We start from the raw sequence: 12,076 nt of genomic DNA, 5'->3' as shown, positions 1-12,076 counted from the left end.
TGACTCCATCATTTTCTGTAATTACAGAAATTACATCATGACCCGTTTCGCAGAGCATCCCGACGCCAAGGCCTTCATCCTCCACTGGGGCGAGATGGGAACGCATTGGGGCGTCAACCGCTCCGTCGCGCAGATCCACGCGCTGCTCTACCTCGCCGACCGCCCGCTGCATGCCGACGAGATCGTCGAGACGCTCGGCCTCGCCCGCTCCAACGTCTCGACCGGGCTCAAGGAGCTGCAGGGCTACAGCATCGTCCGCCGCGTGCATGTCGAGGGGGATCGCCGCGACCATTTCGTCGCCGAAACCGACCTGTGGGACATGCTCATGCGCATCGTCGCCGAGCGCAAACGGCGCGAGATCGACCCCACCGTCCACCTCCTCGGCGAACTCGCCCAGCGCCTCGCCGCCGACCAGAGCGCCCCGCCCCAGGTCCGCGAGCGCGTCACGCGGATGCACGAATTCATCGGCACACTCGGCGGCTGGTACGACCAGGTCCGCGTCCTGCCCAAGCCGACACTGGTCACGCTGATGAAGCTGGGCGGCAAAGTGGCGCGGTTTATTCCGGGGGCTTCCAAGAAGGACTGAACATCGCTTTGCTCACCCGACATTCGCATAACCATCAATTTCTTATTTTACAGAAATAACAGCAAGGAGAAGTACGATGATCGAGACCGTTTATGCGCTCTATCTCGCAATCACCATCGCGCTGACCATCTGGGTCGCGCGGACCCTGAGCCGCAACGGCATCGTGTTCCTGATGCAGTGCTTCGGCCAGAATGAGACGCTGGCCAATTCGACCAACCATCTGCTGGTTGTCGGCTTCTACCTGATCAACCTCGGCTTCATCACCTTGACGCTCAGCCTCGGCAGCGAACCGACCACCGTTCCGGAAGCGATCCGCTTCCTCAGCAGCAAGGTGGGCCTGGCGGTGATCGTGCTCGGCGCGATGCATTTCTTTAACATGGGCGCGATCGCTCAGTTCGGCCGCAAGGTGAACAGCTGGCTCACGCACGAAGCCCGGCCGGCCATTGCCTGACCGAGCGCGGCGCATCTCGCGAGGGATGCGCCGTAGGCCCGCCAGACCATTGTTGGAGAACATCAATGTACGTCCGCTTCTATCGCGGTGGTTTCATCGCCACCCTCGCCGCCGGGCCGATCTTTCTGTTGAGCTTAGGTTTTGCGCCGCTAGCGCTCGACGCAACCCGACCAATGGCACTCCCTCCAGCCGCCGCCGATGGTGCGGTGATGCTGCCGATAATGGCGGCGTCAATCGTGCTCGGGTCGATGTTGGCGGTGATTCCGGTGTGGCTGGGCGGAACCGCGATGGGGTGGATCGCAGCGCGCAACCCTGGACTGGCGCATCCGGCATCATGGGCGCTCATTGGCGGGGCGACTACAGCCGCTGGCGCGATGGCGCTCGACTTCGCCCCCTCCACGCCGATCGGCTTCGCCTTGATCTCGACCGGCGCCATTTGCGCGACGATCGTCCGCTACGGCACAAGCTGGTCCGACGACAGCGCCTGACTCACCCCCCAAGCAATTAAAGCCTGTGCCGCAAAGTAAGTCGGCCAGATCAGCAACCCCGGCACCACCGACCCCTCAAGCGGCCCAAAGCGCGAGAAGATCAGCAGGTCCGACACCACGAACAACACCGCGCCCAGCCCGACACGATAGCGCGGAAACCGGCTGGTCCACGCCAGCGCCGCCATCACGCCCAGAAACGCCGAATACGCCCCCGCCTGCACCGCCCCGCCGCCGGGTGCCGCAAACAGCGCCGCAATCCCGATCGTCGCCGGCGCGAGCAGCCACCCGAACGCCTTCTGGCTTGGCGTCAGCTCCGCCCGCCGGTTGCGCAGATACAGCACGCACGCCACCACATGCCCCGCCGCAAATGCCGCGCCGCCGACCACCAGCCCATGCGTCTCCAGCAACAGATCACCCAGCGCCCCCAGTGCCAGCGCGCCCGTCAGCAACCACCCGTCCGCGCCCCGCGCCCGCGTCGTCGCCCAGATCGCCAGCAACGCCACGCCGCCCGTCTTCCACACCGGCCCCCACGCCCCCGGATCGACCAGCCCCCACGCCTCCAGGCAGTAACTCGCCCCAGCGACCACCGCCGCCCCGAACAGCCACCCCATCCCATCCCCTTTCCTACAAGCCCCTGTCTGGCGTAAGGCATGGCCAAGCGTCCGGCACCGCCGGACAAGTGTCAACCGCGCGCACGACAACACGCATTATTGTCTGCTTCCGCTCAGGACAGTGTCCGCTTTATCCATTATGAGTAACCATCAAGTCCATATCATCGGCGGCGGCCTCGCCGGGTCCGAAGCGGCGTGGCAGCTCGCCAATGCCGGCATCCGCGTCAAACTCTCCGAAATGCGCGGCAGCGGAACCATGACCCCCGCGCACCACACCGATGGCCTCGCCGAACTGGTCTGTTCGAACAGCTTCCGCTCCGACGATGCCGAGCGTAACGCGGTCGGCCTGCTGCACCAGGAGATGCGGGACCTTGGCTCACTCATCATGGCGCAGGGCGATGCCCATAAGGTGCCGGCCGGCTCCGCCCTCGCCGTGGACCGCGACCATTTCTCCGCCGGCGTCACCGCCGCGCTTGAGGCGCATCCCAACATCACCATCGTGCGCGAACGCATCGACCAGCTCCCGGCCGAGGGGCTGACCATCGTCGCCACCGGTCCGCTCACCGCGCCGGGCCTTGCCGACAGCATCGGCGCGGCGACTGGCAGCGACGCCCTCGCCTTCTTCGACGCCATCGCCCCGATCGTCCATTTCGAGAGCATCGACATGGACAAGGCATGGTTCCAGTCGCGCTGGGACAAGGTCGGCCCGGGCGGGAATGGCAAGGATTACATCAACTGCCCGATGACCAAGGACCAGTATCTCGCCTTCCACCAGGGCCTGCTCGATGGCGAGAAGTCCGAGTTCAAGGACTGGGAAAACGTCCCCTATTTCGAAGGCTGCATGCCGATCGAGGTGATGGCGGAGCGCGGCGTCGATACGCTGCGCTACGGCCCGATGAAGGGTGTCGGGCTCGACGATCCGCGCACCGCGTGCGACGAATTCCCCAATGGCCGCTGGCCTTATGCCGTGGTCCAGCTGCGCCAGGACAACGCCACCGGCACACTGTGGAACATGGTCGGGTTCCAGACCAAGCTCAAATATGCCGAGCAGGTCCGCTTGTTCCGCACCATCCCCGGCCTCGAAAATGCCGAATTCGCCCGGCTCGGCGGCCTCCACCGCAACACCTTCATCCGCTCGCCCGAGCTGCTCGATCCGACGCTGCGCCTGAAGAGCCGCCCGCATATCCGCTTCGCGGGACAGGTGACGGGGTGCGAGGGCTATGTCGAAAGCAGCGCGATCGGCCTGCTCGCTGGCCGCTTTGCCGCGGCGGAAATTCTCGGCCGCGACCTAACGCCACCCCCGGTCGAAACCGCGCTCGGCGCGCTGCTGGGCCACATCACCGGCGGGGCGGAGGTCGAGACCTATCAGCCGATGAACGTCAATTTCGGCCTGATGCCCCCGATCGAGGGTCGGACCAAAAAGGCAGACCGCAAATTGCTCTACACCGCCCGCGCCCGCGCGGCCTTTGCGGAATGGCTAAAGGCGGCCTGAGCTACTCCTCCGCCTCGGCCAGCGCCTTGGCCACCTCGGCCCGGCAATCGCAGCGCGGGGTGGTCTTGGGCTTACGCTTCGGCGCGGTGGTGGCAAATTCGGCGCGGGTCAGCGTGCCCGACTTGTCCTTGTCGGCGGCAGCAAACTTGTCGCTGGTCCGCACCGTCCATTCCTCGAACGACAGCCGCCCGTCGCCATTCTTGTCCAGCTTGGCAAAGGCCTTGCGCCGCGGCTGTTGCAGTTCGGCGAGCGAGATCAGCCCGTTCTTGTCCTTGTCGTTGCGATCGAACCGCTTTTCCTCCCGGGTCCGGTCCGGCGCTTGCGGAACCTCGGCCAGTTCAGCCTCCGGTTCCGCCGCAGCCTGGGCAGTTCGGGCCGGGGGCGGTGTCGGCAACGGATCGGGGGTCGCCCGGCTCTGAAACAGGAACACCCCGGCTCCCGCCATCAACAACGCCGCAACCCCGCCTGCCAGATACCGCCACATCCCGACTCTCCCCCGTCGCAGCAGCAGGCTAACGCCTTCCCCAGCGGCAGCAAGCGCTCAGCGTCCGGAAATCCGGTGCCACAATGCCCGAAGCGTCCGCTTCGGCGCTCCGACCGGCACGCCTGCCAGATCCATCCGGGCGAGCTGCGCCATCGCCCCCAGCGCCCGCCCATTCCGGCTCCACCGGGCCGAACAGGCTTGTGCCAGTGCCGCATCCGCCATCCTGCGCGCCGCCAGAGCCTCGGCTGGATCGCTCAATTTCACGGAAAGGTCGGCCAGCGCCCACCCCTCTCCCGCTAGCTCCAGCGGATCAGTTTTAGCCGCCCCCGCGACCCGCCCGGCCAGCGCAAACAGCGCCCGCCCCCGCGCCCCATGCGCCCGCAGCGCCGCATCATCGAGCTCAGCCTCCAGCAACACGCGCCAGCCGTCGACGATCTCTCCCACCGCCGCCCCGGTGACCCCGGCATGCAAGCCATCGCGCGCCACGCCCTGCAACACCGGCTCGGGCGGCGGCGGCGCGCTGTCGAGCTTCGCCAGCGCATCCTGCCACCATTGCATCCGGATCTGCCCCAACATCGGCTCGCTGGTCGTGCGCAGTGTCTCGGCGAGCTTGTCGTCCAGCGCGAACAGCGCCGCCAGCGCCGCCCTCGCTTCAGGCGTCGGCATATAGGTCAGCACCAACCGCCGTTCGACGTCGATCACCGGCCCGCTCCGCGCCACATATTGGTAACCCCAGCATTAACCATGCGCCTTCAATCCCCGTTAGCCCAATTTCGCGCATAGCGGATCCAGGAACCGGGGATCCCATAGCATGCCGTCGCGCTCAACCGTCCTGACCAGCGCCCGCAGCAGCATGGCTGCACTTGCGCGCGACAAGCGCGGCAACACGCTTGCAATCATTGCCGCGTCGCTGATCCCGCTGGCGGGCATGGTCGGCGGCGGTGTCGATCTGAGCCGCATGTACATCGTCAAGACGCGCCTGCAACATGCCTGTGACGCCGGCGCGCTCGCCGGGCGCAAGCAGATGGGCGGCGGTACCTGGGCGTTCAACAGCTATGCGGCGCGGACTGCGGCCGAGCGCTTCTTTGACGCGAACATTCAGGCCAGCCCTTATGGTGCAGCCTCGGTCACGCGTAGCTTCACCGAAAGCGCGGGCAAGGTCACCGGCACCGCCAGCGCCACGCTGCCGATGACGCTGATGCGCGTGCTGGGCAAGACGACCGAAACGCTCAGCGTCACCTGCGACGCCGAAATGCGCCTGCCCAACACCGACGTGATGTTCGTGCTCGATACGACCGGGTCGATGGGCAGCAAGGCGGTTTCAACCGACAGCCAGACCAAGATGCAAGCGCTCAAGTCGGCGGTGAAGTGCTTCTACGAAATCGTCGCGCGGCTCGACACGGCGGAGAATTGCGCAGGCGGCGCGCCATCCGGCGGGACCAGCAGCACGGTCCAGATCCGCTTTGGCTTCATGCCCTATGCGACCAACGTCAACGTCGGAAAGCTGCTGCCGACCAGCTTCATCGCCGATAGCTGGCCCTACCAGTCGCGCGAGGCGCAGTTCACCACGTCGACCTCGACGACGTGGAGCCAGGGCAGCGCAACCGAAACCGGCAGCCCGAACATTCAGCAGGGCAGCACGAGCGGCTGGAGCACGATCAGCACGACCTATGACGTCACCAGCAGCTGGTGCAGCAGCCAGGTGCCGCCGGACGGTGAAATCAACTACACCGGATCGCCCTCGACCCAAAATTATCAGGAAGGAAGCGGGAACCCACGCACCACCACTTGGGAAACTCAGCAGGACGGCTGGCGCTACGAATACCGGGCCAGCTATCGCAGCAGTGACGATCGCTGCCGCATTCAGCGGCGCAGCCGTGACGTGGTGGTCACGCGTTACTGGACGCGCACCGATACCGGGACCGAGACGACCACCCAGACCTTCAACCGCTGGCGCTATGCCCAGATCACGCACAATATCAGCGGCCTGAAGAACGGCACCAGCTGGAACAATTCGGTCAGCCTGCCGATCGGCTATCAGGGTGCCGCGCGCAGCCTGACCTGGGACGGCTGTATCGAAGAGCGCCAGACGGTCTCGCAATCCAGCTACAGCCCGATCCCATCGGGGGCCAAGGATCTGGACATCGATCTCGTCCCGAATTCGGGCGACCCGAGCACATTGTGGGGACCGGCCCTTCCCGGCGCGATCTTTGCGCGCGACGTGCAATATTACTGGTCGGAACTCGACCGGAACGAAGCGCTTACGACGGCCGACTATTACAACAATGTCCCCTATTATTGCCCGGAAGAGGCGAAAAAGCTCCAGTCGTGGCCGACCGCCTCGACCTTCGAATCCTATGTCGATGGCCTTACCCCTAACGGCAACACCTATCACGACATCGGCCTGTTGTGGGGCGCGCGCTTCATTTCGCCGACCGGGATCTTTCGCTCGGAGAATGAATACACCTCGCAGGGCGGCGAGATCGAACGCCACCTGATCTTCATGACCGACGGTGAGGCCTGCACGGGCGACACCGACTATGCGGCCTATGGCTTCCCGTGGCTCGACCGCCGCACGACCGACCCATCGAGCGCGCCCACCGGGGGCTGTCTGACCACCGGCACGATCACGCAGCAGGTCAATGCCCGCACCCAGGCGATCTGCACGGCGGTCAAGAACAAGAACATTACCCTTTGGGTAATCTGGTTCGGCGCGTCGAGCACGACCATCGAGGGGATGATGCAAAGCTGCGCCACGCCCGGCCGCTATTTCGCCGCGCGTAACGCGACCGACCTGCAAAACACCTTCCGCTCGATCGCGGACCAGATCTCTCAGTTGAGGCTTACCCGGTGAAGCGGCGATTCTCCCTCCGCCGCTTTGCCCCCGGCGCGCTCCGGCGCGACGAGTCGGGTGCCACCATCGTCGAGTTTGCGATGGTGGCACCCGTCCTTGGGCTCGTGCTGCTGGGCGCGTTCGACGTCGCCCATACGCTCTACACCCGCGCAGCGCTGCAGGGCGTGGTGCAGAAAACCGCGCGCGACTCCACGCTGGAAAGCGCTAGCGAAGTGTCGGCGCAGAATGCTCTGGACGAGAAGGTGAAAGCGCAGGTCAAGGCGCTGGCGAACAACGCCACGATCACCATCAACCGCCGCTATTACCGCACTTTCTCTGAGGCTTCGGCCGCCCGTGCCGAAACCTGGACCGACACCAACGGCAATGGCGTCTGCGACGGCAGCGAACCCTATCAGGACGCCAACCGCAATAACGCCTGGGACCGTGACGGCGGCAATGCGGGGCAAGGTGGCGCGAAGGACGCGACGCTCTACACCGTCACCGCCAGCTATCCACGCGTCTTCCCGCTCTACAATCTGATCGGCGGGTCGCGCACGACCACAGTCACCGCGTCGACCGTGTTGCGCAACCAGCCTTATGGCGATCAGGGTAGCTACGGCAGCAGCCAGGTCCGCAACTGCCCCGCTGCGATCGAGGCATCGCCGACGCCGGTGAACACCGGTTCCCCGTCTCCGACGCCAACCTCCAGCAGCTCGGCCAGCCCCACGCCGAGCCCGACCCCTACGGCAAGCTGTGGCCTCGGATTGCTAGGGCTGTGTCTGCTGTGAGCGCCCGCCTCTCCTGGCAGCGCCGCAACCTGCGAACGCTCGGGCGGGACCAGGGCGGCCTTGCTCTGCTCGAATTCGCGCTGTCGCTACCGCTGCTGCTGACGCTCAGCCTCGTCGGGGCCGAGCTGACCAGCTACATCACCAGCCGGATGCGGATCAGCCAGATCGCGCTGCACCTTGCCGACAACGCCGCGCGGATCGGGTCGGGCAGCCAGCTTCAGGCAAAGACGATCAGCGAAGCCGATATCAACGACCTGCTGACCGGCGCCGGCCTCCAGTCGGGGGAACTGGACCTGTTCCGCAACGGTCGGGTGATCATCTCGAGCCTTGAGCCAGATCCCGCCAACAGCGGCAAGAACCGCATCCGCTGGCAACGCTGCCGCGGCAACAAGACATCGCAGGCGTCTGCTTATGGCGCGGCGGGCACCGCAAACCTCAATGGCATGGGCAAGACCGGGCGCCTCGCGACCGCACCGAGCGATGGCGTCACCATGTATGTCGAAGTCTATTACGAATATCAGCCGCTGTTCCGCGCGGCCCTTGCCCCCAACACGAGCTTCCGTGAGGAAGCATCGATGATGGTGCGCGATCGCCGCGATACCGTGGGCGGCACCAATGGCGTGCACCAGGTCAGCGGCGAAACCGCGTCGACCTGCTGAATGGGATTAAGCCCCTCTCCGTCAGGAGAGGGGCTCCAAGTCTCAGCGATAGGTAACCTTCTTCACCCCGGCGACCACCTTGTCGGCGGTAATCAGCGCGAGCTTTTCAAGGTTCGCGGCATAAGGCAGCGGCACATCCTCGTTGGTCACGCGGATCACCGGGGCGTCGAGATCGTCGAAGCCCTGCTCCATGCACACCGCGATGATTTCCGAGGCGATCGAACAGACCGGCCAGCCTTCCTCGACCACCACCATGCGGTTGGTCTTCTTCAGGCTCTTGAGCACCGTGTCGGTGTCGAGCGGGCGCAGCGTGCGCAGGTCGATCACCTCCGCCTCGATGCCCTCGCCCGCCAGCTTCTCCGCGGCTTCGAGCGCAACGCCGACGCCGATCGAATAGCTGACCAGCGTGACGTCCTTGCCCTCGCGGACGATGCGCGCCTTGCCGATCGGCAGCACCCAATCGTCCAGCTTGGGAACGTCGAAGCTGCGCCCGTACATCAGCTCATTCTCGAGGAACACGACCGGGTCTTCCGACCGGATCGCCGCCTTGAGCAGGCCCTTGGCGTCCGCCGCATCGTACGGGGCGATCACGATCAGGCCCGGAACGCTGGCATACCACGGGCCGTAGTTCTGGCTGTGCTGCGCGCCGACGCGGCTCGCCGCGCCGTTCGGCCCACGGAACACGATCGGGCAGCGCATCTGGCCACCGGACATGTAGTTGGTCTTCGCAGCCGAGTTGATGATGTGGTCGATCGCCTGCATCGCGAAGTTGAACGTCATGAACTCGACGATCGGCTTGAGGCCGCCCATCGCCGCGCCCGACCCGATGCCGGCAAAGCCGTACTCGGTAATCGGCGTGTCAATCACGCGGCGCGGGCCGAACTCGTCGAGCAGACCCTGGGTCACCTTGTAGGCGCCCTGATATTCCGCGACTTCCTCGCCCATCACGAACACGCGATCGTCCGAGCGCATTTCCTCGGCCATCGCATCGCGCAGCGCTTCGCGGACGGTCGTCTTGACCATCTCGGTGCCCGCCGGGACCTCCGGATCGGCCACGCTTGCCGCCTTGTCGCTGGCAAGCTGTTTGGTGCCGCTATCAGCCTTTTTCGGCTCTTCCGAAGCCTTGGGCGCTTCCGGCGCAGGTGCCGGAGCAGCGGCAGGCGCAGGAGCCGAAGCATCCTCGCCCTCGGCCGCGATCGTCGCGATCACGGTGCCGACCTTCACGCCGTCGGTGCCTTCGGCCACCAGGATCTGCGCCAGCGTGCCTTCATCGACGGCTTCGAATTCCATCGTCGCCTTGTCGGTTTCGATCTCGGCGATGATGTCGCCCGACTTGATCGTATCGCCTTCCTTCACCAGCCACTTGGCGAGGGTTCCCTCTTCCATCGTGGGCGAGAGCGCGGGCATTTTCAGCTCGATCGCCATGTCAGTACGTCTCCACCAGTACGTCGGTATACAGCTCGGCGGGATCCGGCTCGGGTGCCTGCTCGGCAAAGTCGGCCGACTCGTTCACCGCCTTGCGGATCTCGGCCTCGATCGCCTTCAGCTCGTCTTCCTTGACGCCGATCGCTTCGAGTTCCTTCTTCACGCCTTCGATCGGGTCGCTCTTCTCGCGCACCGACTGAACCTCGTCGCGCGAGCGATATTTGGCCGGGTCGGACATCGAATGGCCGCGATAGCGATAGGTCTTCATCTCCAGGATGATCGGCCCCTTGCCCGCACGGACCCACGCCAGCGCTTCCTCGGCTGCACCACGGCACGCCAGCACGTCCATGCCGTCGACCTGGATGCCCGGAATGCGGAAGCTCTCGCCACGCTTGTACAGCTGGTCCTCGGACGAAGCGCGATTGACGCTGGTGCCCATGGCGTACTGATTGTTCTCGATCACGAAGATGATCGGAAGCTTCCACAGCTCGGCCATGTTGAAGGTCTCATAGACCTGACCCTGGTTCGCGGCACCGTCGCCGAAATAGGCCATGGCGACGCCACCGTCACCGCGATACTTGTGCGCAAAGGCAAGGCCGGCGCCGAGCGAGACCTGCGCGCCGACGATGCCGTGGCCGCCGTAGAACTTCTTCTCGGTCGAGAACATGTGCATCGACCCGCCCTTGCCGCGGCTGATGCCCGCGGCGCGACCGGTCAGCTCAGCCATGATCTCCTTGGGATCGATGCCGTATGCGAGCATGTGGCCATGGTCGCGATAGCCGGTAATCACCGAATCCTTCTCGCCATCCAGTGCCGACTGCAGGCCGACTGCGACCGCTTCCTGCCCGATATACAGGTGACAGAAGCCGCCGATGAAGCCGAGGCCGTAGAGCTGGCCCGCCTTTTCCTCGAAACGGCGGATGAGCAGCATCTGGCGGTAGAATTCGAGCAGCTCCTCCTTCGAGGCCTCGTACCGTTTTGGTTCGTTTGGGCGCTCGCGGTTGGTCGGAGCTGGTTCGATAATGCGGCCTTTGGCCGGGGATTTTGCCACGATGATCCTCATCCTGGGGAAAGATGGAAGCGGCCCTATAGGCCGGATATTGCACCGGGCGCAATGGCAAGCGCCGGCAGTATCGAACGCATCTAACGCTACGGTTCGGCTGGCACTGGCCGCAAGCGCCGGTAGAGCGCGGCAATCGGCTCCACGACAATGCGCGTCACCCATTGCTTCCACAGGCCGCGCAGGCGGAACTCGATCACATCATCCACCAGAAAGCTCAGCGCGACCATGAAGATGCAGGTGCCGATCACCACCCACCATTTGTTCACCTCGGTCATCCACCAGAAGAAAAAGGTCAGCCCGATGCGAAAATGGAGCAGGTAAAGCGAATAGGTCATCAGCCCGATCCGCCGCGCATGGGGCAGTCGCGGATTGCGGCCTCGCATCCCTAGAAAAAGTCCGACGATCCCCAGTGTGATCGCCACTCCGATATAGGGGTCAAATCCGCTCGCCCGCGCCGTATGGACAACATATCCCAGCCCCGGAACCAGCGAGAGGGCGAGCAGCGCCAGATTTAACCGCGCGTTCCGCCGCTGATACCACAGTGCCAGCACCGCGCCCGAAGCGATGAAGGCGTATTCCCAACTCAGCAGCGGCAACCGCCACGGCAGGAAGAGTCCGGCGAACAGCAGCATCACCCATCCCGCGACGAGATACTGCACCCGGTGCATCATTCCCGAAACAATCGCGCCGAACACCGCGATGTAGAATGCCACCTCCAGCACCAGCGTCCAGGTGATGCCAATGACATAGCGCTCCCCGAACAGGGGCGCGTTGATGAACAGGTTGGCCAGCAACTCGCGCCACGTCGTATGGAACCGCTCCGGTCCGAACAAACCGATGCTTGCAGTCAGGATCATTGCGAACAGATAAAGCGGATAGACGCGCACGATTCGATGCACCGCAAAGGTTGCTGCATCCTGTTGCTGCGCCACCTGGGTGATCACCATGCCGCTGATCAGCATGAACGCGAATACGGCGATCGGGCCATAGCTGGCGATTTCCGCAGCCAGCCCAAACCCAGAAACATCAGGCGCGATCCGCGGGTCAGTTCCCACGACCAGATAGTGATAGAGCATCACGACCAGCGCGGACGCGAAGCGCGCATAGTCGAGCCAGTCGAGCCGATCGCCCGGTTGAACCGCTGCTCTCATAAAGCCCCCCGGGCACCGCGATAGCCGCCCCGGGGGATCAAATCA

The 12,076-nt window shown here is 64.7% G+C and carries 13 protein-coding genes; 7 read left to right on the top strand and 6 right to left on the bottom strand.

Annotation, left to right across the window (positions count from 1 at the left end; translation table 11 throughout):
- The first annotated feature begins 37 nt into the window (after positions 1 to 37).
- The 3 genes from KYX69_RS04175 (at position 38) to KYX69_RS04165 (ending at position 1,525) form a co-directional block, all read left to right on the top strand.
- Entirely contained in the window at positions 38 to 586 is a 549-nt protein-coding gene (locus KYX69_RS04175; protein WP_300494092.1) for a MarR family transcriptional regulator, read from the top strand.
- A gap of 76 nt (positions 587 to 662) precedes the next feature.
- Positions 663 to 1,037 (top strand): hypothetical protein, encoded by a 375-nt coding sequence (locus KYX69_RS04170; protein ID WP_300494089.1) that lies wholly within the window; start codon positions 663 to 665, stop codon positions 1,035 to 1,037.
- 65 nt (positions 1,038 to 1,102) lie between these two features.
- On the top strand, positions 1,103 to 1,525 hold the full coding sequence (locus tag KYX69_RS04165) for a hypothetical protein (RefSeq protein ID WP_300494087.1): 423 nt from the start codon (positions 1,103 to 1,105) through the stop codon (positions 1,523 to 1,525).
- On the opposite strand, the gene KYX69_RS04160 is transcribed toward KYX69_RS04165, so the two are convergent.
- Positions 1,492 to 2,136 (bottom strand): lysoplasmalogenase family protein, encoded by a 645-nt coding sequence (locus KYX69_RS04160; RefSeq protein WP_300494085.1) that lies wholly within the window; start codon positions 2,134 to 2,136, stop codon positions 1,492 to 1,494. The two genes, KYX69_RS04165 and KYX69_RS04160, sit on opposite strands and share 34 nt — an antisense overlap.
- Before the next feature lie 139 nt (positions 2,137 to 2,275).
- Here KYX69_RS04160 and trmFO point away from each other — a divergent pair, with 139 nt between their 5' ends.
- Positions 2,276 to 3,628, top strand: a complete 1,353-nt coding sequence (trmFO, locus tag KYX69_RS04155; RefSeq protein WP_300494082.1) for a methylenetetrahydrofolate--tRNA-(uracil(54)-C(5))-methyltransferase (FADH(2)-oxidizing) TrmFO — start codon at positions 2,276 to 2,278, stop codon at positions 3,626 to 3,628.
- A 1-nt stretch (position 3,629) separates the two neighbouring features.
- On the opposite strand, the gene KYX69_RS04150 is transcribed toward trmFO, so the two are convergent.
- Positions 3,630 to 4,112 carry an EF-hand domain-containing protein gene (locus KYX69_RS04150; RefSeq protein WP_300494079.1) on the bottom strand — a complete coding sequence of 161 codons (483 nt, stop codon included), beginning with the start codon at positions 4,110 to 4,112 and terminating at the stop codon, positions 3,630 to 3,632.
- A 57-nt stretch (positions 4,113 to 4,169) separates the two neighbouring features.
- Positions 4,170 to 4,814 carry a hypothetical protein gene (locus tag KYX69_RS04145; protein WP_300494077.1) on the bottom strand — a complete coding sequence of 215 codons (645 nt, stop codon included), beginning with the start codon at positions 4,812 to 4,814 and terminating at the stop codon, positions 4,170 to 4,172.
- Positions 4,815 to 4,923: 109 nt separating this feature from the next.
- Between KYX69_RS04145 and KYX69_RS04140 the strand changes: the two genes are divergently transcribed.
- The 3 genes from KYX69_RS04140 to KYX69_RS04130 are packed head-to-tail and all read left to right on the top strand — an operon-like array spanning position 4,924 to position 8,392.
- Positions 4,924 to 6,966 carry a TadE/TadG family type IV pilus assembly protein gene (locus KYX69_RS04140; RefSeq protein WP_300494075.1) on the top strand — a complete coding sequence of 681 codons (2,043 nt, stop codon included), beginning with the start codon at positions 4,924 to 4,926 and terminating at the stop codon, positions 6,964 to 6,966.
- Positions 6,963 to 7,733, top strand: coding sequence for a TadE/TadG family type IV pilus assembly protein (locus tag KYX69_RS04135; RefSeq protein ID WP_300494072.1), 771 nt, complete (start codon positions 6,963 to 6,965; stop codon positions 7,731 to 7,733). Before KYX69_RS04140 ends, KYX69_RS04135 begins: the two co-directional genes overlap by 4 nt.
- The gene (locus KYX69_RS04130; RefSeq protein ID WP_300494070.1) at positions 7,730 to 8,392 is read left to right on the top strand and encodes a pilus assembly protein; all 663 of its coding nucleotides are present in this window, start codon (positions 7,730 to 7,732) and stop codon (positions 8,390 to 8,392) included. Before KYX69_RS04135 ends, KYX69_RS04130 begins: the two co-directional genes overlap by 4 nt.
- Positions 8,393 to 8,434: 42 nt before the next feature.
- Here KYX69_RS04130 and KYX69_RS04125 read toward each other — a convergent pair whose 3' ends face one another.
- The 3 genes from KYX69_RS04125 to KYX69_RS04115 form a co-directional block, all read right to left on the bottom strand.
- Complete coding sequence (locus KYX69_RS04125) at positions 8,435 to 9,817, bottom strand: pyruvate dehydrogenase complex E1 component subunit beta (protein ID WP_300494067.1); 1,383 nt, start codon at positions 9,815 to 9,817, stop codon at positions 8,435 to 8,437.
- 1 nt (position 9,818) lies between these two features.
- A complete protein-coding gene (gene pdhA, locus KYX69_RS04120; protein ID WP_300494064.1) occupies positions 9,819 to 10,880 on the bottom strand; it encodes a pyruvate dehydrogenase (acetyl-transferring) E1 component subunit alpha in 1,062 nt (353 codons plus the stop codon).
- An 86-nt stretch (positions 10,881 to 10,966) separates the two neighbouring features.
- The gene (locus KYX69_RS04115) at positions 10,967 to 12,031 is read right to left on the bottom strand and encodes an acyltransferase (RefSeq protein WP_300494061.1); all 1,065 of its coding nucleotides are present in this window, start codon (positions 12,029 to 12,031) and stop codon (positions 10,967 to 10,969) included.
- Positions 12,032 to 12,076 lie beyond the last annotated feature (45 nt).

Source organism: Sphingomonas sp. (assembly GCF_030145815.1).
In the GTDB taxonomy this organism is placed as follows: domain Bacteria; phylum Pseudomonadota; class Alphaproteobacteria; order Sphingomonadales; family Sphingomonadaceae; genus Sphingomonas.
The sequence above is the reverse complement of the archived record's forward strand: the minus strand, read 5'-3'. Positions and strand labels throughout refer to the sequence as shown.

Bases quoted from the DNA above. Each gene is read 5' to 3' on its own strand.
- pdhA (WP_300494064.1), bottom strand. From the start codon at position 10,880: ATGAGGATCATCGTGGCAAAATCCCCGGCCAAAGGCCGCATTATCGAA.
- KYX69_RS04115 (WP_300494061.1), bottom strand. From the start codon at position 12,031: ATGAGAGCAGCGGTTCAACCGGGCGATCGGCTCGACTGGCTCGACTAT.
- KYX69_RS04140 (WP_300494075.1), top strand. From the start codon at position 4,924: ATGCCGTCGCGCTCAACCGTCCTGACCAGCGCCCGCAGCAGCATGGCT.
- KYX69_RS04175 (WP_300494092.1), top strand. From the start codon at position 38: ATGACCCGTTTCGCAGAGCATCCCGACGCCAAGGCCTTCATCCTCCAC.
- KYX69_RS04170 (WP_300494089.1), top strand. From the start codon at position 663: ATGATCGAGACCGTTTATGCGCTCTATCTCGCAATCACCATCGCGCTG.
- KYX69_RS04125 (WP_300494067.1), bottom strand. From the start codon at position 9,817: ATGGCGATCGAGCTGAAAATGCCCGCGCTCTCGCCCACGATGGAAGAG.
- KYX69_RS04160 (WP_300494085.1), bottom strand. From the start codon at position 2,136: ATGGGGTGGCTGTTCGGGGCGGCGGTGGTCGCTGGGGCGAGTTACTGC.
- KYX69_RS04165 (WP_300494087.1), top strand. From the start codon at position 1,103: ATGTACGTCCGCTTCTATCGCGGTGGTTTCATCGCCACCCTCGCCGCC.
- trmFO (WP_300494082.1), top strand. From the start codon at position 2,276: ATGAGTAACCATCAAGTCCATATCATCGGCGGCGGCCTCGCCGGGTCC.
- KYX69_RS04150 (WP_300494079.1), bottom strand. From the start codon at position 4,112: ATGTGGCGGTATCTGGCAGGCGGGGTTGCGGCGTTGTTGATGGCGGGA.